General features: G+C 70.8%; 24 protein-coding genes and 1 other annotated feature. Of the genes, 19 read left to right on the top strand and 5 right to left on the bottom strand.

Translation table 11 applies throughout. The annotated features are described in order from the left end of the window. The first annotated feature begins 1 nt into the window (after nucleotide 1). From IGS68_RS30190 to IGS68_RS30170, 5 genes are all read left to right on the top strand, one after another. Nucleotides 2–2,011, top strand: coding sequence for a ParB/RepB/Spo0J family partition protein (locus IGS68_RS30190; RefSeq protein WP_201081875.1), 2,010 nt, complete (start codon nucleotides 2–4; stop codon nucleotides 2,009–2,011). Further along, a complete protein-coding gene (locus tag IGS68_RS30185; RefSeq protein ID WP_201081873.1) occupies nucleotides 2,008–2,163 on the top strand; it encodes a hypothetical protein in 156 nt (51 codons plus the stop codon). Before IGS68_RS30190 ends, IGS68_RS30185 begins: the two co-directional genes overlap by 4 nt. Further along, entirely contained in the window at nucleotides 2,160–2,426 is a 267-nt protein-coding gene (locus IGS68_RS30180) for a hypothetical protein (RefSeq protein ID WP_201081871.1), read from the top strand. Before IGS68_RS30185 ends, IGS68_RS30180 begins: the two co-directional genes overlap by 4 nt. 79 nt (nucleotides 2,427–2,505) lie before the next feature. Further along, complete coding sequence (locus tag IGS68_RS30175; RefSeq protein ID WP_201081869.1) at nucleotides 2,506–3,003, top strand: hypothetical protein; 498 nt, start codon at nucleotides 2,506–2,508, stop codon at nucleotides 3,001–3,003. Nucleotides 3,004–3,302: 299 nt separating this feature from the next. Beyond that, entirely contained in the window at nucleotides 3,303–3,482 is a 180-nt protein-coding gene (locus IGS68_RS30170) for a hypothetical protein (RefSeq protein ID WP_201081868.1), read from the top strand. A 477-nt stretch (nucleotides 3,483–3,959) separates the two neighbouring features. Here the strand turns inward: IGS68_RS30170 and IGS68_RS30165 are convergent, their stop codons facing one another. The 5 genes from IGS68_RS30165 to IGS68_RS30145 form a co-directional block, all read right to left on the bottom strand. Beyond that, the gene (locus tag IGS68_RS30165; protein WP_201081866.1) at nucleotides 3,960–4,514 is read right to left on the bottom strand and encodes a hypothetical protein; all 555 of its coding nucleotides are present in this window, start codon (nucleotides 4,512–4,514) and stop codon (nucleotides 3,960–3,962) included. After that, nucleotides 4,511–4,792 (bottom strand): hypothetical protein, encoded by a 282-nt coding sequence (locus tag IGS68_RS30160; protein ID WP_201081863.1) that lies wholly within the window; start codon nucleotides 4,790–4,792, stop codon nucleotides 4,511–4,513. Before IGS68_RS30160 ends, IGS68_RS30165 begins: the two co-directional genes overlap by 4 nt. A gap of 270 nt (nucleotides 4,793–5,062) precedes the next feature. Further along, nucleotides 5,063–5,539: a hypothetical protein gene (locus IGS68_RS30155; protein ID WP_201081861.1), complete on the bottom strand. Its 477-nt coding sequence runs from the start codon at nucleotides 5,537–5,539 to the stop codon at nucleotides 5,063–5,065. Further along, nucleotides 5,536–6,291 (bottom strand): hypothetical protein, encoded by a 756-nt coding sequence (locus IGS68_RS30150; RefSeq protein ID WP_201081859.1) that lies wholly within the window; start codon nucleotides 6,289–6,291, stop codon nucleotides 5,536–5,538. Before IGS68_RS30150 ends, IGS68_RS30155 begins: the two co-directional genes overlap by 4 nt. Beyond that, nucleotides 6,291–6,719, bottom strand: coding sequence for a hypothetical protein (locus tag IGS68_RS30145; protein ID WP_201081857.1), 429 nt, complete (start codon nucleotides 6,717–6,719; stop codon nucleotides 6,291–6,293). The genes IGS68_RS30150 and IGS68_RS30145 overlap by 1 nt, the downstream gene beginning before the upstream one ends. A 325-nt stretch (nucleotides 6,720–7,044) precedes the next feature. Between IGS68_RS30145 and IGS68_RS30140 the strand changes: the two genes are divergently transcribed. From IGS68_RS30140 to IGS68_RS30075, 14 genes are all read left to right on the top strand, one after another. Beyond that, complete coding sequence (locus tag IGS68_RS30140; protein WP_201081855.1) at nucleotides 7,045–7,800, top strand: hypothetical protein; 756 nt, start codon at nucleotides 7,045–7,047, stop codon at nucleotides 7,798–7,800. After that, entirely contained in the window at nucleotides 7,793–9,502 is a 1,710-nt protein-coding gene (locus tag IGS68_RS30135) for a type IV secretory system conjugative DNA transfer family protein (RefSeq protein ID WP_201081853.1), read from the top strand. The genes IGS68_RS30140 and IGS68_RS30135 overlap by 8 nt, the downstream gene beginning before the upstream one ends. After that, on the top strand, nucleotides 9,489–9,812 hold the full coding sequence (locus tag IGS68_RS30130; protein ID WP_201081851.1) for a hypothetical protein: 324 nt from the start codon (nucleotides 9,489–9,491) through the stop codon (nucleotides 9,810–9,812). The genes IGS68_RS30135 and IGS68_RS30130 overlap by 14 nt, the downstream gene beginning before the upstream one ends. After that, nucleotides 9,802–10,767, top strand: a complete 966-nt coding sequence (locus IGS68_RS30125) for an ATPase, T2SS/T4P/T4SS family (RefSeq protein WP_201081849.1) — start codon at nucleotides 9,802–9,804, stop codon at nucleotides 10,765–10,767. Before IGS68_RS30130 ends, IGS68_RS30125 begins: the two co-directional genes overlap by 11 nt. Before the next feature lie 76 nt (nucleotides 10,768–10,843). After that, a complete protein-coding gene (locus IGS68_RS30120) occupies nucleotides 10,844–11,155 on the top strand; it encodes a hypothetical protein (protein ID WP_201081843.1) in 312 nt (103 codons plus the stop codon). 3 nt (nucleotides 11,156–11,158) lie between these two features. Beyond that, complete coding sequence (locus IGS68_RS30115; RefSeq protein ID WP_201081842.1) at nucleotides 11,159–11,434, top strand: hypothetical protein; 276 nt, start codon at nucleotides 11,159–11,161, stop codon at nucleotides 11,432–11,434. Continuing rightward, nucleotides 11,427–13,916: a hypothetical protein gene (locus IGS68_RS30110; protein WP_201081841.1), complete on the top strand. Its 2,490-nt coding sequence runs from the start codon at nucleotides 11,427–11,429 to the stop codon at nucleotides 13,914–13,916. Before IGS68_RS30115 ends, IGS68_RS30110 begins: the two co-directional genes overlap by 8 nt. A gap of 15 nt (nucleotides 13,917–13,931) precedes the next feature. Next, nucleotides 13,932–15,827, top strand: a complete 1,896-nt coding sequence (locus tag IGS68_RS30105) for a right-handed parallel beta-helix repeat-containing protein (protein ID WP_201081840.1) — start codon at nucleotides 13,932–13,934, stop codon at nucleotides 15,825–15,827. Nucleotides 15,828–16,011: 184 nt separating this feature from the next. Continuing rightward, on the top strand, nucleotides 16,012–17,172 hold the full coding sequence (locus tag IGS68_RS30100) for a type IV secretion system protein (protein WP_201081839.1): 1,161 nt from the start codon (nucleotides 16,012–16,014) through the stop codon (nucleotides 17,170–17,172). Between the two features lie 12 nt (nucleotides 17,173–17,184). Next, nucleotides 17,185–17,865 (top strand): VirB8 family type IV secretion system protein, encoded by a 681-nt coding sequence (locus tag IGS68_RS30095; RefSeq protein ID WP_201081838.1) that lies wholly within the window; start codon nucleotides 17,185–17,187, stop codon nucleotides 17,863–17,865. A 65-nt stretch (nucleotides 17,866–17,930) separates the two neighbouring features. Then, the gene (locus IGS68_RS30090; protein ID WP_201081837.1) at nucleotides 17,931–18,800 is read left to right on the top strand and encodes a TrbG/VirB9 family P-type conjugative transfer protein; all 870 of its coding nucleotides are present in this window, start codon (nucleotides 17,931–17,933) and stop codon (nucleotides 18,798–18,800) included. After that, the gene (locus tag IGS68_RS30085) at nucleotides 18,797–19,864 is read left to right on the top strand and encodes a TraB/TrbI/VirB10 family type IV secretion system protein (RefSeq protein ID WP_201081835.1); all 1,068 of its coding nucleotides are present in this window, start codon (nucleotides 18,797–18,799) and stop codon (nucleotides 19,862–19,864) included. The genes IGS68_RS30090 and IGS68_RS30085 overlap by 4 nt, the downstream gene beginning before the upstream one ends. A 6-nt stretch (nucleotides 19,865–19,870) precedes the next feature. Further along, nucleotides 19,871–20,212, top strand: a complete 342-nt coding sequence (locus IGS68_RS30080; protein ID WP_201081833.1) for a hypothetical protein — start codon at nucleotides 19,871–19,873, stop codon at nucleotides 20,210–20,212. 690 nt (nucleotides 20,213–20,902) lie between these two features. Further along, a protein-coding gene (locus tag IGS68_RS30075) for an IS3 family transposase (RefSeq protein WP_201072042.1) occupies nucleotides 20,903–22,134 on the top strand; the annotation gives its coding sequence in 2 pieces (ribosomal slippage) (nucleotides 20,903–21,197 and nucleotides 21,197–22,134; 1,233 coding nt in all). After that, nucleotides 21,187–21,303, top strand: a sequence feature (AL1L pseudoknot). (Overlaps the previous gene by 117 nt.) Nucleotides 22,135–22,644 lie beyond the last annotated feature (510 nt).

The following is a 22,644-nucleotide window of genomic DNA, read 5'->3' as shown; positions in this document are numbered from 1 at the left end:
GATGCCAGACTTCCCGCTCAGCATGCTCCGCCACAGCCCGCGCAACATGCGCTCCGTCCGCAAGGACGACGGCCTGGACGAGCTCGCCGCCTCGATGCGCGAGCGCGTCGCCCGCGGCCAGCCGCCGCTGATCCAGAACCTGCGCGGCTGCCGGATCAGCCCGAAGAAGATCGAGATCCACGCCGGCGGCCGCCGGCTGTCGGCCCTGCTCAGGCTCCGCCGCGAGAAGGTCATCCCGGCCTCCCTCCCGGTGCCGGTCGAACTCGACCGCCCCGAGGACGCGGTGGAGATCTCGATGGTCGAGAACCAGATGCGGATCCCGCCGCACCCCTACGACCAGGTCGCCGGGTTCCGGAAACTGGCCGAGCAGGGCCTCGACCCGGACCGGATCGCCCAGCGCTTCGGCGCCCGGGCCTCCTGGGTCCGGCAGCGCCTCGCGCTGGCCGGCCTGCACCCCGACCTGCTCGACCTGCTGAAGCGCGACGAACTGCCGATCGCCTGCGCCCAGGCGCTGACCCTGACGGCGGACCAGGACCGCCAGCTCGACTGCTGGCGGCAGCTCCCGCCGTGGCAGCGGGACGCGTGGCAGATCCGGCGCCTCCTGCGCGACGCCAGGACGCCCGTGGGCGCCGCCCTGTTCCCGATCGCCGACTACGTCGCCGCCGGCGGCGTCATCGAGCGGGACCTGTTCGACGAGCGCGACCAGGGCACCATCGGCAGCCCGGCGCTGTTCGCCGCGATGCAGCGGGCCGAGGTCGACCGGCGCATCGCGGCGCTGAAGGCCGAGGGATGGGCCGAGGTCATCGAGTGCGACCCCGGCCTCGGCTTGAGCCGTCACGCCCGCGACCTGAACCTCGAGGAGATGGCGTGCGCGGGCGAGCGGGGGCTGACCGAGGAGGAGGAGGCCGAGCGCCGCCGCCTCATGGCCCTCATCCGGGAAACCCCCGATCCCGGGGATCCCGCGGAGGAGCGGGACGCCCGTCAGGCCGGGATCGACGCCGAGCGGCGGCTCGAGGCCCTGGACACGCTGGCCAAGTCCGGGGTCTACAGCCCAGAACAGCGGGCGGCCGGCGTGGTCCTGGTGCTCTACGCCCCGCCCGGCAGTCTCCAGGTCCGGGAAGGCTACGCGCGCCGGGCCGACGGCCCCGCCCCGAGCGCTGGCGCGCCGGACGGCCGGCCGGGCGACGCCGGCTCCGGGGACGCTTCCGCGCCGGGGGATCCCGCCGGGGCCGACGGTGCTCCGGAGGGCCCCGACGGAGGCAGGCCCTACGCCGCCGCGGTGCTGCAATCGCTCGCCGCCGCCAAGAGCCACGCCCTCCAAGACCTCGTCAGCGGCGATCCCGAGACGGCGGTGCGGATCGCGGTCCACCAGCTGATCGACGGCGGCTCCCGGCTGAACCCGGGTCCCGCCGGAGCCGACCGCGTCGGCCTGCGGATGGTCGAGCACGTTTTCGCGCGGGAGAACCCGGTCCTCGACGACGGCCTCCGGGAGGTGTTGGGCCGGATCGGGCTGGCCGACACGGCGGTGGTGCCCGCCGCCCGCGACGACGCCCATGCGCGGCGTCATCCCGAGCGGTGGCGCGCCCTCCTGGACGCCCCGTACCCGCTGGTGCTCCAGGCCTTCGCCCTGCTGGTGGCGCGCGGCGTGGGAGTCCAGGCGGGGACGATGCGCAGCCCGGAGATGTACGCCGCGGTCGCCCGGGCCGGCCGGCTGCGCATGGCGGACCGCTGGCGGCCGGACGCCAGGTTCCTGGAGGGCCTGACCAAGGCGCAGATCCACGCGATCCTGACCGGCAACGGGCTCGGCGCGCTGTCGGAGCGCTGGCGGGAGTGCCGCAAGCCCGACCTCGTCGAACACATGGCGAAGCTGTTCGGCGGCTGCCCGCCGGCCGGCTGCGGCCCGGCGCTCCAGGCGGCGTGCCTGGACCTGGTCGCCGACTGGGTGCCGGCCGGACTGGACTTCGACGTCCCCGGGCCGGACCCTGGACCCGTCCGGGAGGCGGCGGAATGACGACCGGCCTGGCGCCCGAAGCCCCGGCTCCCGGCCACCGGCCGCCCGTCAGGCCCGCGGTCTTCCCGGCACCACCGCCGCGGGCCGGCGACCGATGGAAGCCCGGGCGGAACCCCGCCGGCACGGCCCGGTCCGGGGAGGTCCCGCCGTGACGCCCCACGAGGCGGCGTATGCCGAGCTGACCGGCTTCCTCGTCGACCTGGCGGGGCGGCTCGATCAGGAACACCACGACCTGATCTGGGATCGCCTGATCCGGATCGACCTGCGCCTCCGGGCCCTGCAGGCCGGAGAGCCTCCTCCCCGGTCCGCCGCGCGGTGGCGCCGGCGGCACCGCATCCTTCCCGGCCTGCCGGGACCCGACGGCGTGGTCCCGGCCGCCGCGAAGCCGGTCCCGGGGCACGGCTCCTCCCGCTGAAACCCTCCCTCCACGATCCCCCGCCGCGGACACGCCGCGGCGGGGCTCCCCGTATCCGCCACCAGACAGGAGACTGGACATGCCCTGTTCGCTCACCCGCACCCAGCGCTGGATCCTGGCCGACTGCACCCGCGTCGCCCTCACCGGCTGGCTGCTCACCGACCCGGCGGTCGAGCGGAAGGCCCGCCGCCTCGCGTCCACGGCCACCACCCTGTTCGGCCTTCAGTTCGGCCGCTTCGTCGACCTGGCGATGGCCGAGTTCGGCGCCGGCTACCAACCGGGCAGCATCCTGCCCGGCGTCCGCTTCCCGCTCAGCATCGAGGAAGCCGCCGCCCTCGCCAACGACATCGAACTGGAGCTGGCGACCGACGACCAGCTGCACGCGGCCGGCCTGATCGCCGCCCACAGCCCGTTCGGCCAGCCGGAAGTCTGCTCGCGCGACTGGCGCACCTACGTCGCCATGCTGGCGGCGCTCGGCCTGTCGATCGACGACGAGACCCGCGGCTGGCGCGACCTAGTCCGCGAGCGGCTGCGCTCCTTCCGGCACGCCGTCTCCGGTCCCGACGCGGCGGACTGAGCCGTCGGCTCCTCCCTCCCCCTGCGGGCACCGCCCTCCGGGCCGTGCCCGCCCTTTCCCTGCACGAGGCATGACGCCATGCACGCTTACCGTCTCTCCCACCACGCCGGGCGGATCACGGACCCGCCGGAGCCCGCCCGGTGCCACACCCTCCAGCCCGGCCCCGAGCCGTCCGGCGGATCGCCGGCGACGCACGGGGGCACTCCGGCTCCCCTCCCAGGGCCCGACGCCGGACTCGCCGCCGGAGGGTGCGGCCGCGCCCGGCCGGACCGGACGGCCCCGACCCGGGGGCCGGCATCATGAAACGCGTCCTGACCCTGGCGGAAAGCCTGCGCGCCCGGGCGTTCCTGGTCCGGGCGATGCCGGACGAGATCGACCCCGAGACGCTGGCGGCACACCTGGAGGAAGCCGCGGACCGGATCGAGCAGCTCGAACTGCGGCTGGTGGCCCAGCCGACCCGCGTGCTGTGGCTGCACTGACCGGCTTCCCGCAGGCCGGACCGGAGCGATCCCGCGCCCCGCTCCGCCGGTCGCGGCCGCCCGCCCGGCCCGCCGCCCGCCCTCGATCGCGTGCAGCCGTTTCCGGGGCCTGATGGCATCAGGTCGGATCGGGCGGCCTGCCCGTCGCACCCCGGCGCTCGCGACGCGGCACCGCCGAAGCCGGACTCGTGGACCCGGCCCAGCGGGCCAGCCGCTCCCTCCAGACCGGCATCGTCCCGGCAGCGGTCATCCCGGCGACACCGGGATCCGGCAGCCGGATCCCGGTGCATCCGGCGCCCGGGCGGCAGGATCGGATCAGCCCGTCATCCCCGACGGCATCGACAGGGAAGGCAAACCAAGGAGCCCGGAAGACTGTCGCGGGACGGAAGACGGTGCCGACAGGACGTCGGTCCGAGAGCTGCCGGCAGTGGCACCCCGGCCGGCACCGGCCGAGGCCCCTGCTCCGCCAGCAGCCTTTCAGGCCTTGACCCGGAACGTGCCCTTGATGTTCCCGGGGTTGGCCACGGCGATCTGGATGTGGGTCTGCCGCCAGAAACCCGAGGTGCGATAGATCCGCTCCCCCTGCGGAAACAGGCCGCGAACGGTGTCATACGGGGACTCGCCGCTGTCCAGCACGAGCCTGTGCAGGTGGTTGATCACGGCGCAGTCGAGATACCGCCTGGCCTTCACGTTCTTGGGAACCGGCGATCCGGCGGTGGTCGAGGCGTCGATCAACGACGCATAGGCGACCTCGATCGCCTCGGCGCCGTCACGCGTCGTCGCGTCCAGGCAGTTGCCGAGGTCGATGACGGCGCCGACGACGAACGCCGTCCGGTAATCGCCTTTGCCGACCTTCCACTCGGCCCACTCGCGGGCACGGATCGGGTCGGATTCCCAGAAATAAACCCCGCCGCCCAGCCAGTCGTACCGTTCGACCGACGCGACCATGGTCTCTCCGCCCAGGATCCGCTCGCCCACCTCCCCGTCGCAGCCGTGATAGCCCAGGACGAACGACGGCTGGAGACGGCTCATTTGCCTTTGGCGCGCCCGACCGAGCCCCGCGTCGCGATCCGTGCCGCCGATCCCTTGAGCGTCGGCCGCCTCGACAGCACGACCGCGGCACCCCTAGCCGCCGCGTAGAGGTATTCGGCCATCTGCTGCGGGCCCTTGCTGTACCGCTTCGTCAGCGTGCCCTTCGCGGTGAGCACGCCTTCGGCCCGCAGGACATCGCGCGCCCTGCCGGGATCCCCCCCGATATTGTCCTTGAGGTTCTGGGCCGCCGCCCTGATCTTGCCGACCGCGATGCTCATCCGCCTGCCTCCCGTTCATCGCGCATCCTACCAAGCGCGTCGGCTCGACCGCAAGAGAGGCGGCATCGTCAGGTCGGCGCCGGCGCTTCGACCGCCGGCGCCGGCGTGTCGCCCGCAGGGTCGGGACGGCGCAGGAAGGGGACGGTTCCCGCCGTCCGGATCCCGCCCCCGCCGTCCGAACACGGTGCCGACACAACTGGGGCGTCCCGTTCCGCGTACGCGTCCGGGACATCGCGGTCCGGGTGATCGCCGGGAGAGCGCCGCCCCCCGTCACCGTCCGATCCAGACCGGCGGCAGATCGCAGGCGATCCCCTGCTTCTCCCGGCGCCGGGTCCGGCGGCATTCCTCGGCCATCGCCCGCGCGTCGTTGAGGGCGGCGACCTGCGCCAGGAACGCGGCCCCCTCGACCGCGGCGGCGCCCTGCCGCGCCCCGTCCCAGCGCCCGACGCCGTAACCGGCGCCGGCCAGCAGCAGGCCCGCCGCGGCCAGCAGCGCCCCCGTCGCAAAGCCCGACCGGCGCACGATCCGCGCCGCCTCCCGCCGGGTGGCCAGGCCCGCCGCCTCGGCGACGCGCCGGACCAGCTCGGCCTCGCCCTCCGGCGTCAGGCCCCTGGCCCCGCCCCTGGCCGCCTCGCTGGCGGTCTCCGCAGCCTCCATGACGGTGAGCAGCGCCAGGCGCAGCGGGCTGTCCTCCTCCATGCCGGCCCTGGCGCAGAAGCCCTCGACGCGCCGCGCCCCGCCGTTCACGGCAGCCAATCCGCCTGGGCCGCCCGCTCGCCCTCGAGGTCGCGCAGCCATTTGCGGACCATGAACGCGTAGGTCGGGTCGAGCGGCCTGCCGTCGCGCCCCTCGGCGCCGGACGCGGCGGCGTAGAAGCCGATGCCGGCCCTGCGGACCAGATCCATGCAGGCCAACCGCTTCATCAGGATCGGCACCGCCCCGGCCCGGACCATCGCCGCCAGGCCGGGATCGTCCAGCGTCCGCCCGAACGCGCCCGCCATCGTCCTGCCCTCCCGGATCACGCCCTCGTTCATCACCAGGAAGACCCGCCGGGGACGGAAGTACCCCGCCTCCCAGATCGACAGGACGTGCTTGAGGTCCTCCTCCTCCGGCCCGAGGAAGTAGAGCGCCAGCGGCTCGATGCCGTACTCGCCGCAGAACTCGACCGGCAGCAGGTCGCGGCCGTATTCCTGGAGCACCCGGTCGCCGCCGCCGAGATCGAGGACGGCGGAGCGCCGCTCCGCGACCATCCGGTTGAGCAGGCCGGACAGCCACTGCTTGACGTCGGGCAGTTCGTCGGTCTCCGGGACCAGGGCCTCCGGGAACATGCCGGCGAGCGTCCGGGAGCGCGCGTCGCCGTCGGCCACGAGGACGTCGCGGCCCCGGTCCCGCGCCCGCCACACCAGCTCGGACAGGCCGGTGGACTTGCCGCCGTACCCGCGCCCCAGCCCGACCGCGAGCACCGGAGCGGGGGATGCCCGACCCTCATCCTTCGCCATCACGCCCTCCTTCCGGACCGTTCGTTGACCTTCGACCTGAAGCGCGCCAGCACGTCGTCGGCATCCGGACCCGGCGCCGCACGGTCCGTGACGGGGCTTTCCGGCGCCGCGACGGACGGAGGCCCGGTCCGGACGGCGTCCCGCCGGCAGGCCGGCGGGGCCGCGCGCCGGGACGCGGCAACGTCCCTCCGGACACGCCACCAGGTGTGGCGGACCGCTTCCGGGGTGAGCGGCCTTCCCTCCGGGGACAGCAGGCCGAGCCCGGCGAATCCGCCGGCCAGGGCCTGCCAGCCCGGCCGGTCCTCCCGGATCAGCGCCGCGAAGGCGTCGTGCCTGGCGTGGAGCCAGCGGTACAGCGGCGAGCGCCGCGACGCGGACCGGGCTATCCCGGCAATGGCCTCCAGCTCCGGATCGGCCTCGGCCCTCATCGCCACCCCCTCGCACCGGGGCCTTCCCGCCGGCGGCCGTCGACCGTCCGTTGACCTCGCCGTTGAGGTGCCGTGGACCCTCCGTTGAGCCGGCGCGGAAGCTCCGCGGCCCGGAAAGCAGGCGGCGCCGAGCCGACCGACCGCCCAGGGCCCGCGGCTCCGGTCACCGTCGGCGGAAGGCTATCGCAAGATAAAAGACGCCTCCCCACACCACCCTCCCCACCCCTTTATTTTCACGGTTTCCGGTGTCCCCACCCCTTGGCCGATCTCCCCGGCGTGGGGTAGACTACCGCGTTACAGTAGTCTTTTCCGGGAGGGATGTGAAGTGGCTGGCCGGGTTCCCCTCGCCCGGACGCGGGACGGCTTCATCGAGCGGTGGCTGAAGCCCGCGCCCGGAACGGTGCCGCCGACGGGCGGGCGGGCTCCCCTGCCCGGCCTCGGGAAACCTCCCACCGTCCGGCGCGGCACCGCCCGGCTGACGGGCGGGCCCGGGTCGCCGTACCGACGGCGCGCGGCGGTGATCGTGTCCTTCCACCGGCTGCGCGGCGCGGGATACGCCAAGCTGCACGCGCACCTCCGCTACGTCGAGCGGCCCGGCGCCGGCGAGCGGACGGCGGCGGCCGAGCTGTTCTCCGCCGGGAGCGACGGCGTCCCGGGGCATGAGAGGGTCGCGGCGTGGCGCGACGACCGGCACCAGTTCCGGGTGATCCTGGCCCCTGAAGACGGCCACCGGCTCGACATGACGGCCTACACGCGCGCCTTCATGGCCGAGATGGAGGCGGCCCTGGGCACCCGGCTCGAGTGGGTCGCCGGCATCCACGAGAAGGCGGACGCCGCCCACCCGCGGAACCGCCACGCCCACATCGTGATCCGCGGCGTCGACGACGCCGGGGCGGACCTGGTGATCGGCCGGGAATTCATCCGCCATGGGATGCGGCGCATCGCCGAGGAGCTGGCGACCCGGCAGCTCGGCCAGATGAGCCAGCGGGAGCTGGACGCCCACCTCGCCCGGCGGGCGGAGCGCGCCGGGGAGCGGGTCCGCGCCGCCGGCCGGCGCGGGGACGGGCGCGGCCATGACTGACTTCACCGTCGCCCAGGTCATCGCCCACCCGGAGCCGTTCGTGCAGGCCGCCCGGCTGTGGATATCGTCCAACGCCGGGCTGCTGGCCGGCTGGGCGGCGGGCGCGCTGGCGGTCGCCGGGGCGGCCGGGTTCGGGGCCGGCGCGGTCGCGGACCGGCTGCGCCGGGCGGCCGGGGAGCGGCGCCGGTACGGCGGCCTCCGCGCGGCCCGGAAGGCGGGGCTGCTGCGCAACCCCGGGCTGGAGCGCTCCGGCATCCCGATCGGCCGGATCGGCCGCAAGCGGCTGTGCTGGGTCGACCAGGAACCGGTGCTGGTCACCGGCGGGACCCGGTCGGGCAAGGGGACCGGCGTGATCCGGCCGGCCTGCCTGACCTACGGCGGGCCGATGGTGATGTACGACGGCGGCAAGGGCGAGCTGTTCCGCGACACCTCGGGCTGGCGCGCGCGCTTCAGCCACGTGCTGAACCTCGACCTGACCAACCCGGACGGCGTGCACTTCAATTTCCTGGACGAGATCGACCCGGCCAATCCGGTCGCCGGCGCCGACAACCTCGCCAAGGCGGTGCCCCGCCCCGACGACGCCGACGGCCATTTCGAGCCGGCGGCCGACCGGCTGATCGCCGCCGTGATCCTGCACGTGCTCCACGCCGGGGCGGCCGACCGCCGGAACATGGCCGAGGTCGTGCGCCTGGTCTCCCGGGGCGACGCCGGCATGCGCGACATCATCCGGAGCGCCGCGCACCCGGTCGCCGTCGACCGGGTCAACGGGCTGTTCGGCGGGGCCGTGCTCGGCAGCGGCGCCGACGAGGGCATGAAGTACCGGCAGAGCGTCTACAACAGCGCGCTCGTCCGGCTGTCGGTGTTCGAGGACCCGGTGGTGGCGCGGATCACCGCGCGCTCGGACTTCCGGATGCGGGACCTGTTCCGGCTCAGCCCGCTGCTGCGGCCGGTGTCGCTGTACCTGACCACGCCGGCGAGCGAGGACGACCGGCTGCGCCCGGCGACATCGCTGTTCCTGTCGCTGCTGATCGGGGCGATCCTGCGCGAGCAGCCGGCGCTCGACGGCGAGCCGCGCTGCCTGCTGGTGATCGACGAGTTCGCCAGCCTGCGCATGGAGATCCTGCAGACCGCGATCACCAAGATCGTCGGGTGCGGCGCCACGATGCTGCTGGGCGCCCAGTCGCTCAACGCGCTGCGCCAGGCGCCCTACGGCCCGTACAACCAGTTCCGCGACAACATCCGCTGCCACGTCGCGTACGCCGCCAACGACGGCCTGACCCAGCAGGAGATCTCCCGGTCGTGCGGCACGGTCGCGGAGCGGCGCACCTCGGTGAGCCGCGGCCGGCCGGCCGCGGGCTGGGGCCGGACACACACGGAGACGCGGAGCGAGGTGGAGCGGCCGGTGCTCGACGCCGGCGGGGTCCGGGCGCTGCCCGACCGCGACGAGCTGATCCTGATCACCGGCCAGCCGGTGATCCGCGCCCGCAAGATCCGCGACTTCCGGGATCCGGTGCTGAGCCGCCGCCTCGGCCTGCCGCCGGCCCCGATGCGCGGCCGCGACGGCCGCTACCCGGGGCTGCCGCGGTCCCCGGACCCGCCGGGACCGGCGCCGCGCGCGGAGCCCGCCGCGCCGCCGCCCGCCCGGCCGAAACGCGGGCGCAAGCTGATCGCGGCCCCGAGAGCGGCGGATGAGGAAGGTTGAGGTCAAGCTCTACCTGGATCCCGACCTGGCGTCCCGGGTGGCCGAGGCGACCACGCGGTTCCGGTCGGCGGGCCGCAAGGTCAGCCGCAACGACGTGCTGGAGCAGCTGATCGAGGACGGCTTCCGGATGTGGCGCCGCGAGACCGAGGCGGTCGGCCGGGTCGAGGCCAGCATCGCCCGGCTGCTCGACCGGTCGGCCCGGCACGACCGGCTGCTGCGCTCGATCCTGCTGACCCTGGCCGACGGGGACCAGGCGGAATACCGCAGGGTGGTCGGGATCATCGAGCGGGAGGACGGCGATGCGGCCTGACCCGGCGGTTCCGGACCTGACGGCGGCCAACCGGGCGGAAAGCCTGCGCCGGCGCCTCGAGGACCTGGAGGACGCCTACGGCCCGACGATCCGCGCGGCGCGGACCCTGGCCGGGTGCACGGACATCGCGGTGAACGAGGACGGCGCGATCTGGATCACGGTCGGCGGGCAGGACAGGCCGGCCGGCGCCCACCTGTCCGAGCAGGCGGCCCGGCGGATCGTGGCGCTGGTGGCCGACATCGACAGCCACCCGGTCGAGAAGGCGGCGCTCTCGGCCAACCTGCCGACCGGCGAGCGGTTCGCGGCCCTGCTGCCGCCGACCGTGCGGCGGATCGTCTTCTCGATCCGCCTGCCGCCGGGACGGATCTTCACCCTGGAGGACTACGTCGCGGCCGGCATCATGGCCGAGGCCCAGGCCGACACGCTGCGCCGCGCGGTGGCCGAGCGGCGCAACATCCTGATCGTGGGCGGCACCGGGGCGGGCAAGAGCACGCTGGCCAACGCGCTGCTGGCGGAGCCGGATTTCCGGGCGAGCCGGACCTGCATCATCCAGGACCAGGACGAGCTGAAATGCAGCGGGCCGAACGTGGTGCGCGCCTTCACCGGCCCGATGACGGCGCGCGAGCTGGTGCGCGAGTTCCTCCGGCACAATCCCGACCGGATCGTGATCGGCGAGATCCGCGACGGCCACACGGCGCTGGAATGGATCTCGGCGAGCAACACCGGCCATCCCGGCGGGCTGTCGACCGCCCACGCCAACTCGGCGGCGCACGGCCTGTCGCGGATCTCCCGGCTGATCGGGCAGGTCGCCGTCAACGTGCCCCACGCCGACATCGCCGAGGCGGTGGAGCTGGTCGCCTTCCTCCGGCGGGAGCGGGACGGGGCGCGGCGCCTGGCCGAGATCGTCCGGCCGGCGGGGCACGACGGCGGACGGTACCTGACGGAACCCGCGTGACGGGATTGCGCCCCGGCGCGAAATCTGCGACACTGACTACCGCGGATCAGTAGTCAAAAACTTGGGAGGTAGACCGATGCGAACCGCTTATCCGTCTGTCACCATCGGGCTGATCGCCGTCCTGGCCACAGCCCCGGCGCTGGCCCAGTTCGCCGGCGGGGGCACCGCGGCACCCTTCCAGCAGGGCATGAGCACCGTGCTGAACTGGGCCTTCGTCGCCGGCGTCGCGATCGCCCTGTTCAGCTTCCTGCTGGCCTGCGTCTTCCTGTTCATGCGGAACCTGATCGGCTTCGCCGGCGGCGTGCTGGGCGTCGTGATCGGCGGCGCGATGATGGCCAACGCGCCGACCCTGGTCCAGTCCCTGACCGGCCTGACCAGCGCGTTCTGACCCGTGGAGACGGGGCGCACCTACAAGAGCCTGGAGGTGCCGCCGAACTATTTCGGCTGCCACATCCACGTCGCCCTGATCGCCATCCTGACGCCGGTGGCGGCGCTCCTGGGGTTCCTGTTCCTGCCCTGGCTGGCGGCCCTGCTGCTGGTCCTGGGCGCCCTGGCGCTGTCGGCGGCGATCTTCGGCATCGGTGCCTGGCTGGGCCGCGCCGACCCGTTCTGGGTCGAGGGCGGGCAGCGGCACCTCCTGGACGAGGAGAGCTACCTCGATGTTTAGGATCGGCGTCAGCCGGGGCGCCGCCGCCGTCCCGCTGACCGAGCGGCTGCCGTGGGCCTACTTCGCGGGACGCGGCATCGTGTTCCTGAAATTCGGCGGGTTCCAGCGGACCCTGCGGTTCCGCGGCGGCGACGCCGCCAGCATGGGCGAGGGCGACCTGGACGCGGCCATGGCGCGGCTGCACGACGCCCTGCGCCGGGTGCGCGGGCAGATGAGCCTGCACCTCGAGGCGCGCCGGGTCGGGGCGGCCCCGTATCCCGGGGGAGAGCTGTCCGACCCCGACCGGCGCCGGCAGTGGCCCGACCCGGTCTCGTTCCTGTTCGACGAGGAGCGGCGGGACGCCTACGACCGGGCCGGCGCCCATTTCGAGACCGAACGCTACGTCACCTTCGTCTGGCGGTGCGCCGCCGCGGCGGCGCAGCGGGCGCGCTCCCTGTTCGTGACCGGCCGGGCCGGCGGGAACGGCAAGGAGGGAGAGCGGGAGCTCCACGAGTTCGTCCAGGCCAGCGACACCGTCAAGGGGCTGCTGGACGGGGTCATGAAGGAATGCCGCTGGCTGGACGACGCGGAGACCTTCGACTTCCTGCACAAGGCGGTCTCCACCGGCGGCCACCCGGTCCGGCCGTCGCACGGCAAGGCGCGGATCGACTACGACGTCGCCGACTGCCGCGTGGTCGGCGGCGCGGAGCCGATGCTGGGCGGCTGCCCGCTGCGGGTGATCTCGGTCAGGAACGCGCCCGACACGGTTCCGGCCGCCCTGGCGGCGCTCGACACCGTGCCCTTCGAGCACCGCTGCACGCTGCGCTGGATGGGCCTGGAGCACGGCGAGGGCCTGCGGCGGATCGAGAGCCAGCTGCGGGACTGGGAGATGCTGGGCATCGCCATGGTCCCGATGCTGATCTCGTACCTGCTGAGGAGCGACCGGCAGAAGACCAGCGAGGCGGCCAACGCCATGGCCGAGGACGCCCGCGAGGCGCTGCACGCCGCCCGGCGGGACGAGCTGACGATCGGCTACGCCAACCTCAACGTCGTGCTGTGGGACCGCGACAGGATCGGGCTGGAGGGGCGGATCCGGACGGTGACCGACATCCTGCAGCGGCTGGGGCTGACGGTGACGAGCTACGCGGTGGCGCCGGTGGACACCTGGCTCGGCACCCTGCCCGGCCACATCTACGCCGACCTGCGCCGGCCGATCCGGACCAGCGTCAACCTGGCCCATTTCGCGCCCTACTCGTCGGTGTGGAGCGGCGACGCGCGCAACGGGCATCTGGGCGGCGCGCCGCTGCTGATCGCCACGACGGACGGCTCGACGCCGTTCCGGATCAACCTGCACCGGGGCGACCTGGGGCACACCCTGGTCCTGGGGCCGTCCGGCGCCGGCAAGACGACCCTGCTGAACGCCCTGTGCGTCGGGTGGCGCCGCTATAAGCGCGCCCGGGTGTGCATCTTCACGATCAAGGGCGGCGGCGAGATCCTGACCCGGATGCTGGGCGGCGTCTCCTACGATGTCGGCGCCGTCGGCCGGGAGGCGCTCGGCTTCCAGCCGCTGCGCCACGCCGACGACCCCGACGAGCGGATCGAGCTGCTGGACTGGATCCTCGGCCTGCTGCGCGACCAGGGGGTGGCGGTCGACACCGGGGTGCGCGAGGAGGTGAGCGGCGCGCTGGACCTGATCGCCGGCAACCCGCCCCGCCGGCGGACCCTGACCCACCTGTCGGGATACCTGGGCAGCCCGGCGCTCAAGCGGGCGATCCAGCACTACGCTCTCGACGGCGGGAACTACGGCCGGCTGCTGGACGACGACGAGGACCGCATCGCGCTGTCCGACATCCTCAGCCTGGACATGACCGAGCTGCTGAAGAAGTCCGACATCGCGCCGCATGTCCTGGCGCACCTGTTCCGCTACGTGGAGCGCCGGGTGTTCACGGGCGATCCGGTCCTGCTGGTGGTCGACGAGGCGTGGCGGTTCCTGGGCGACGCGCTGTTCACGGCCAAGTTCGAGGAGTGGCTGCGCGCCGCGCGCTCCAGGAACGTCGTCGTGGTGTTCGCCACCCAGAACATGAAGGATGCCTTCGACGGCACGATCGGCCGGGTCCTGGCCGACGCGGAGAACGTGCCGAACATCATCCTGCTGCCCAACGACCGGGCGCTCAGCGAGAAGGGCCGGAGGCCCTACGAGCAGCTGGGCTTCAACGAGCGGGACATCGGGATCGTCGGCCGGGCGTGCCCGAAGCGCCAGTACTACTTCACCTGCCCGGCCGGCCGGCGCCTGTTCGACCTCGAGCTCGGCCAGCTCGGCACGGCGCTCTGCGCCTCGACCTCGACGGAGGACCTGAAGGCCGCCCGCCGGATCCTGGCCGACCAGCCGGACAGGTTCGCCGAGCGATTCCTGGACGCCAAGGGCGTCGGCTGGGCCGCCGAGTACATCCGGCAGGAACGGGCGGACCGCGGGGCGGCCGGCACGGACGCCGCCGCCGCATAGCAGGAGGATCAAACGATGCGCCGCATCACGCTGGTTCTCGCCGGGACGCTTTTCGGCGCACCGGCCCTGGCCGAGACGATCACGATCGGCCCGGGCCAGAGCGTCACCGACGCCGCCCGGCGCCTCGCGCCCGGCGACACCCTGCTGCTGGCGCCCGGCACTTACAACGAGTCGGTCGACCTCAGCGGCCTGCACGGCAGGGAGGGCGCGCCGATCACGATCCGGGCCGCGGCCGGCCCGGGAACCGCCGTGATCAACGGAGGCAGGAACACGGCGGCGATCCAGGCGAACCGCATCAGCCACGTGGCGGTCCGCGACCTGGTCGTCGTCGCCAACGCCGGGGGAACCGACGACGACGTGGGCGGCTTCAAGATCTGGGGGAGCTGGGACAATCCGGCCCGCCACCTGGAGTTCACCGGCAACACGATCACCGGACGCGGGCAGGACGGCTTCAAGCTGTTCCAGGGCGCCCACGACGTGCTGGTCGCCGACAACACCCTGGACGGCGACTGGCGCCAGGAAGCGATCGACAACGTCTCGGTCCGCGACACCGTCTACGCCGGCAACACGATCGTCGGCCGGGCCGGGTTCTCGGGCCTCACCCTGAAGGCGGGCAGCCGGGACAACGTCGTCCGCGACAACCGGATCGACGTCGACGCGCCGACCCAGCTCAGCGTCGGGGGATACGGAAACTCGCGCCTGGACCGGGAGTTCCCGGCGGAGTGGCAGGGCTTCGAGGCCAGGAACACCACGGTCACCGGCAACGCGATCGACGGCAGCGTGCGCCTGGTCTCGGCGGTGGACAACAGGATCACCGGCAACGCCATCACCGGCCCGGTGAGCAGCGGCACCAACATCCACATGCCGAACTCCATCAGAAGTTCTGGCAACACCGTGGACGGCGGCTCGCGCCTGGAACGGGGCGTGGACGGGGTCGGGGCCAACATCGGCGACACGGGATCGAACATCTCGGGCTCGGTCGACCGCGGGGCCTACCGCTCCCAGCGACGCCTGGAGGATCTGCTGTCCGGCGACGGGATCACCCGCCAGGCCAACCGGGCGATCGACGGGGCGACCGGCGCCGTCACCGGTGCGATCGACAGGGCCATCGACGAGACGGCCGACACGGTGATGCAGCCGGTCGAGGACATGATCGACGGCATCGGCCAGACCCTGTCGTGCAACGTCGCCGGCGCCGCGGTCGCCGGCGCGGCCGGCATCGTCAGCGGGATCTTCAGCGGCGGCAGGGCGACGCTGGGCGCCCAGTTGGCGCAGCACATGACCCAGATCGCCGGGAACCTGTGCCTGGGCAAGCAGCTCGCGGCCCAGCGCCGGCAGCTCGAGGTGCAGCGCCGGATGCTCGACCTCGAACGGCGCAACATCGCGGCCGGCACGGCCGACAACGCGGCCGGCCTCGACGGCCTGATGGCGAGGACCCTGCCCGGCCTGGACCGGGCGGGGTTCCTGCTGTCCGAACCGCGGATCGAGGATGAGTATCGGCAAACATATCCGGACATGTTCCCGCCCCTGCCGCCGGACGGACTGGTCGGGATCGAGGACGGGTTGCGCCGGCACGAACGCGACGCGCATCTCCGGTCGCTCGCCCTGCAGAACCGGGCGGTCCAGGAACAGGCCGGCACTCTCGGCCGGGCGATGGACCATGCGGCGGCCGGTCGTGCCGGTCCGGGCCTGCGCTCCGAACTCCAGGCCATGAACGCCATCCAGGGCGAGACGATCGCGTCGATCAACGTCCTGACCGCGGCCACGGTGGGTCACCAGCGGGCCGTGACCGAGGTGCGTCTGCGCGAGGAGGCCAGGAGAACCGCCGCCAACGCGACGGCGGAGGAGTTCATGAGCACGCTCGCCGTCTGCGGCAATTGCAACATCAGCCGCCCGTTCCTGGGCGATTAGACAGGAGGCACCATCATGAAACACTTGACAACGGCTGCACTCGTTCTCGCGGGCCTGACGGTTGCCGCATGCTGGGACGATGAGAAAGGAAAGAAGTCTTCAGAGTTCATGTCTACTCTAACGAAGTGCGATAATTGCGAACTCAAGAAGCCGTTCTTGGGATCCTCAAAAAAGGATGATGATAATGCCCGCTGAATACGGCCATCTGAATGAAGCTGTCAGCGGTATGCTCGATAGGATCACTTCCGTCGGAGGTGTGATCGACGCTGCTTTGCAGCCAATATACTTTATTGTTGGAGTTTTACTCCTCGTATTTGCGTGTATAAAGTTCATGTGGCAGCGGAGTTTATCGCCGTTCGCGATATTCGTAATTCGATATATTCAACTAATGGTTCTCATCTTCGTATCAGGGCAATGGATGCCGTTGACTGACAACTATGTCTCGCAGATGGGCGATTTTGGCGCAAACGCTGCAGGTTTCAATATACTCCAATTAGCTCCGAGCGCTGTAATAATACGCGCAATGGAGATTGCAAATCGGATGTACGCCGAGAATGTCTCCTGGATGCGCGTGATTTTTGGCAGTACCGAAGATACTGTTGCTCATTTACTGCTGTTGGTTGGTTGTATTGGGACGATTTTGATGGCTGTTTTCATGGCTGCGTGGATTATGCTTTTCTTCGTCGTGTTCAAGCTAGCGGCAGTAGTGGCCTTGGTATTTTTAGCATTCCTGATGTTTGAGGGAACACGATTTATGGCAGCGCCCGGTCTTGCCCGCATTTTGGCCTATGGTGTTCAGATGTTGGTGTTAGGCTTAACGACTGGGCTGTTCTTCATGACTCTGGATGCGCTCGATCTCAGCGGGCACTTGAAAGTTGACCAAAGCCTTGCCTTGCTCGTGGTAATGTTTTTCTTCGGACTGCTCTTCAAGTATACGACGGATATCGCCAAGGAGCAGGTCACCGGCGTGCCGACCCTGTCGCTGCATGACACCGGCCAGCTCGCAGGGCGTGCCGCAGCCACTGCCGCGTCGATGGTCGGCCACATCGGAACGGTCGGGCTCGGTACGCTGGGAGCTTTGAGGCTGACCGGCGCTGCCACGGCCGGGAGATACGCCAGCATTCCCACTTCGACCTCGGGCGCCGCCGCTTCGTCGGGCATGAGACACGCCGTTGAAGGGGGTGCCGCCGAAGCACCGGCCACCGTCGCCCGTTTGCTGAACCGGTCGCCGATAGACGCCACATGGACCGAAGCCCGCGACCTCCCCCGGACGGCGGCACGCCTGCTGGAAGCGCGCCGCGCCCTGCCGCCGCCGCCGCGCCAGCTACCCCCACCCCGTTCATGATCGGAGTTTCCCATGTTCGGATTTCGCCGAAGCAAGTGGAAGGAAGAGGACGAGTACAAGCGGGCCCGCTGGGCCTACGAGGGCCAGGGTGCCGCAGCGACCAAGGCGGCGTGGTTCCTTGGCTTCGGCCTGATCGCCATGACGGGATTCGCCGCCCTGCAGACCTGGGACAAGCACCTGCTGGCCAGCCTGGGCGACCTCAAGTTCGCGACCATCGAAACCTCCCGGACGACCGGCGACGTGGTCAGCGTGTCGATCACCGACGGCGAGCTGGTGGTCGACGAAACCAAGCGGCGCCAGTTCCTTAAATGGTGGATCCCGCTCTGGCGGTCGGTCCCGGCCGACGCCGTGGCCTACAACCACAACTACCTGACGTCCCAGATCTACATGAGCGAACCGGTATACCACCGTGTCGCGGAGTACATGGCGGCGAATCCGGTGGACCAGTTCATCAGGGCGGGCAACGCCCGCATGGTGCGCGTCCAGAACGTGACGCCCACCGGCACCGGAACGCGCTACCGAGTGGACTGGATCGAGAGCGTCTACCGCCATTCCCAGCTCGTCGCGCAGATCCCGATGACGGCCGACATCGACCTGGAGCAGCACACGCCCCGCACCGAGGCGGAGGCCGAGGCCAATATCTTCGGCTTCGTGATCGAAGGCTTCTACTGGACCCCCTCTCCGGGAACCTGAGCCACCTTTCCGTGTCCGCGTGACTACATTAGTACGGTAGTCAGACCGGAACAGGGATGGTATCGATGAGACGCGCCGCCGTTCTTTTGCTGTCCTGCCTCTCGGGAGCCTGTTCGCCCTCACCGGGATACCAGCCTCCCCTGCCCACTCTCCCGTCGGCCGCCCCGTCCCTGCCGGTCCTGGCGGCCAGACCGCCGCCGCCGGAAACCTTACCCAAGCTGCCTCCCGAAGACCCCGTCAGGGCGACCGTCACCGCGCTGAGGGACGGACTGGTGAAGCCGCGCCGGGAATGGTTCAAGGGAGTGACCTACGCCCCGCCCTACCATCCCAACCACAGCTACCTGGTCTACATTCCCGAAGGAGCTGTCTCGACGTTCGAATTCACCCCCGGAGAGAAGCCGCGTCCGGCCTACTGCGGCGACGGCGGCGTGATCCTGTCGCAGTCATGGTCGCACCTGGGCACCGGGCCGTCGAAGGCGTGGGTCTGGCACGTCAAGGCCAAGATGACCGCACCGCGCCAGACCTGCACGGTCACGACCAGCCGCGGCATCTACCGCGTGGTCATCCAGCCGACGGCCAGCACGCACATCCCCGCCGTCCACTGGTCCGATCCCTACGGGTTCCTGTCGCCCGCCGATCCCACGGCGCCGGAGATGATCTGCCAGAAGGCCGACATCAACTACGCCTTCGCCGGGGATCCCGGCGCCTTCGGCCTTCGCCCCGGCGACGTCTCCAACGACGGGATGCACACCTGCATCCAATTTCCCCAATCCGCCGGCTTCGCCACGCCGGCGGTCTGGCTGATCGAGGGTGACCAGGCACGTCCGGCCAGCCCGACCATGATCGACGGCGCATACCTGGTCGACGGCGTCCCCGCCGTCCTCGAGTTGCGCACCGACACCGCGACACTGCGCATCGAAAGGTCCATCCCATGACTTATGCCGAGCCACCGCGGCCGGTGGACGATCCCCGCCCGCCGGTCGAAACCCTGCGCAAATGGCCGTTCGTCGTGATGGGGATCGTCGCCGTTACGGTCCTCGGCGCCGTCACCATCGGCCCCTCGCTGCTGCTGGGGGAGCCGGAAAGCAGACGGATCGAGCCGGAGCCCCGGACGAGCCCGCCGCGCCCCCTGCAGGGCCTGCCGCTGGACTACACCCAGGTGGTCCAGCAGCCGCCGCCTCCGGTACCGGAACCGGTGCCGCCGCCGGCCCCCGAACCGGCGGCCCAGGCCCCGGCCGCCCCGGCCATCGGAATGGAAGGGATGCGGCCGCAGGGCCCGACCCGGGCCGAATTGCTCAAGGCCGCCCGCATGGCCGATCTCGCGGCGGTGCCGGTCGCCGCCGCCGGCGCGGTCGAGGATACGGAACCGGGCGGCGGTCCCGCCGCGTCCGGCAGCAGGCTCTACAGCCGCCATTCGCTGACCGATCCGTTCCCCTGCCAGGTCAATGCCGGCGTCAGCATTCCCGCCATGACGGAGCAGCGCATCACCAGCGAGTCGCCGGGCACCGTCTCCGCCATCGTCACCCGGGATATCTGGAGCGCCGACAAGACCTGCCTGGCCATGCCCCGCGGGACGCGCTTCGTCGGCCGGTACCAGACCGCGGTTGCCGAGGGCCAGGCCCGCCTCGGCATCGTGTGGACCGGCCTGACCCGCCCGCCCCCGCGCAACGACACGATCGACCTCGACGACACCGTGGCCGGCGATCCGGACGGCACGGCCGGACTGAGCGGCGAGGTCAACGCCCACTTCTGGCGCAAGCTGGGCTACGTCGCCGCCGCCTCGATCCTCGACATCACGAAGACCGCCATCACGGCCAGCGGCGAAGGAGGTATGGGGGCGGCTATTGCCGGTATTTTCGCTAATCGCGCGACAAACCCTATGGACGAGTGGGCGCGGAGACAGTTAGACATCCCGCCGGTTATAGAGGTGGAGCCGCGCGAGATCACCATCATCCTCGCCCGGCATGTCCCTCTGGACGAGTTCAGAACCAGGAGATGAAGCTTTATGCCCCAGCGCGATGATAAGATCGGCGTACACTTCGGAAAGATCTCATCGGCAGTCTGGGACAGGATAAAGGATCAGCCCGGGGCCATCGTCGAGAACGCGGTGCCCCTGCTGGTCCGGACATACCGGGCCGGCACCCCCATCAACTACCAGCCGGCGATGAAGGCCGGGTTGTCGAAGAAGCTCTGGCTAACCCCGGAGACGGTGAAGATGCTGAACACGCTCAGCGAGGAAACCGGGCATCGTCGGACAACCCTGATCCTGACCGCCCTCGACCTGTATCTTGACGGCGTCTACGAAAGCGCTGGACCGAGGCAGATATCACAAGAACGCCGATGGTGATCCAGCCGCCCCAGGCGAAGAAAGCCGCCTCATAGGGCGCCAGGGCCCGGTCGATGGCTCCGAACACCATTTCGATGAGCAGCAACAGAGCCAAAGTGGATACATCGCGCTCCATCTCGATCCTCACAGCCGCCGGGAGCAGATCTTTCCTCGATATCGGATCGTTGCGATCTTGCCGCGGCTTCATCCGGCGCGCAAGGCGCTGAACCCGTTCGGGAACTCGGCGGCGCGGTGAAGTCCCTGCAGTCCCGCCGCCCGGATATTGGGCACAGCATTGGAACGGGGCGTCCCAGGCCGGTGTCCACCACCGCCGGAGATCTCCTGGTCGAGGTCATCGGGCTGCCCAAGGCAGCGGACCACAGGCGCCGCGCAGGGCCGGCCACAGCCATGTCTTCGCGCGCCGCGATCCTGATCAATCTCTGTCGGAGTTGGTCAGATCAACCACTACTGGGCAGTGGTCGGACAGGTGCCGGTAGGCGGCCGGCATCGCGGACCTGCTTAGCGGCGCGCATCGGGCGACCGCGCAGTACCCCGACACGCGAACCGTCTCCGGTCGCAGCTCGGTCATCGCCCGGGTCGCCACGATATGGTCCAGCCATCCTCCTGTGCCCTCGAAGTATTCGGTGCATCGCATTCTTGAACCGCGCCGGGTTTACCGGAGGCCCCATTTCTTGAGAGACTGGGGTCATCATGACGAAACAGGCATCACCCAAGTACGCCCCTGAAGTCCGCGAACGCGCGGTTCGGATGGTGTTCGAGCACGAAGGCGAGCACGCGTCGCAGTGGGCGGCGATCAGCTCGATCGCGACCAAGATCGGCTGCACGGCGGAGACGCTGCGGGGCTGGGTCCGGCAGGCCGAGCGCGACCAGGGCAAGCGGCCTGGTCCGACAACGGACGAGCAGGAGCGGATCAAGGCGCTGGAGCGCGAAGTCCGTGAGCTGCGCCAGGCAAACGAGATCCTTCGCAAGGCATCGGCGTATTTCGCCCAGGCGGAGCTCGACCGCCCGTTCCGGAAATGATCGCCTTCATCGACGAGCAGCGCGCCGTCCACGGGGTCGAGCCGATCTGCAAGGTGCTGCCGATCGCCCCGTCGACCTACCGCGCCCATGCCGCCCGGCGGACTGACCCGTCAAAGGCGCCGGCCCGCTGGCGAAGCGATGCCGAGATAAGCGTGGTTATCCGGCGGATCTGGGATGAGAATTTCCAGGTCTACGGGGTCCGGAAGGTCTGGCGGCAGTTGCGGCGGGAAGGCCTTGCCGTGGCGCGTTGCACGGTAGCCCGCCTGATGCGGCGTATGGGGCTGAAGGGGGTGACACGCGGCAAGACGGTACGGACGACGATAAGCGACCTGGCGGCGCCGTGTCCGCTCGACCGGGTGAACCGTCAGTTCCGGGCGCCCCGCCCGAACACCCTGTGGCTGGCGGATTTCACGTATGTGGCGACTTGGCAGGGCTTCGTCTACGTGGCCTTCGTCATCGACGCCTTTGCCCGGCGGATCGTCGGCTGGCGGGTCTCCAGCACCGCCCACGCCGGCTTCGTGCTGGATGCCCTGGAGCAGGCGCTTCACGACCGCCGACCTGCCAAAGGCAGCGGTCTCATTCATCATTCCGATCGCGGGTCGCAATATGTCGCTATCAAGTACACCGAGCGTCTCACCGACGCTGGCGTCGAGCCCTCCGTGGGAAGCGTTGGCGATTCCTATGACAATGCCTTGGCCGAGACGATCAACGGCCTCTACAAGACCGAGGTGATCCGGCGCCGCGGACCGTGGCGCACCCTGGAAGCCGTCGAGTTCGCCACCCTGGAATGGGTGGACTGGTTCAACCACCGGCGCCTGCTCGAGCCCATCGGCAATATCCCGCCCGCCGAGGCCGAAGCGCGCTACTATGCTCAAACCGAGGACGTCGCCATAGCGGCGTGACTCAACTAAATCGGCCTCCGGGAATCCCGGGGCGGTTCAAGCAGCGGTCTGGAGCCGGGGTTGAAGCGGCGCAGATCGCCCAGCCCGTCAACCCCGGCCTCGTTGTACCGTCCGACAAGAACGCTTTCCGCGGCCTGTTAGAGCTGCCTATAGGCAAGGGGCGAGGACGCTTCGGCCTATCGGTTGGCAGCGGGCACACTGGGCTGGCGGCTGGTCGCTTCAAACGACACGGACATCACGGTGATCGGGGATAAAACGGTCAAGCCGCTGCTCCGCCCGGGGCTCCTGGCGTTCACCGGGGAGATGCCGCCGCGGCTCACCGTGCCGGACCGGGGCGTGACCACCTGGAGTCGCTTTGTCGGGCGCAGAGCCCGGTTTCCGGAAGATCTGACCAGCCCTTGACTGTCTCAGTCAGCAGCGTTCATGGCTTGCCCGCTTAACGTTTATTCCGGGCCGATCTATGGCGTCACCTCCTTTCGTGAGGCAGGGGCGGAGTCCCCGGCGCCTAAC

Source organism: Skermanella sp. TT6 (assembly GCF_016653635.2).
Taxonomy (GTDB): domain Bacteria; phylum Pseudomonadota; class Alphaproteobacteria; order Azospirillales; family Azospirillaceae; genus Skermanella; species Skermanella cutis.
Note: the sequence above shows the minus strand (reverse complement) of the source record. Positions and strands in the feature narration are given on the sequence as shown.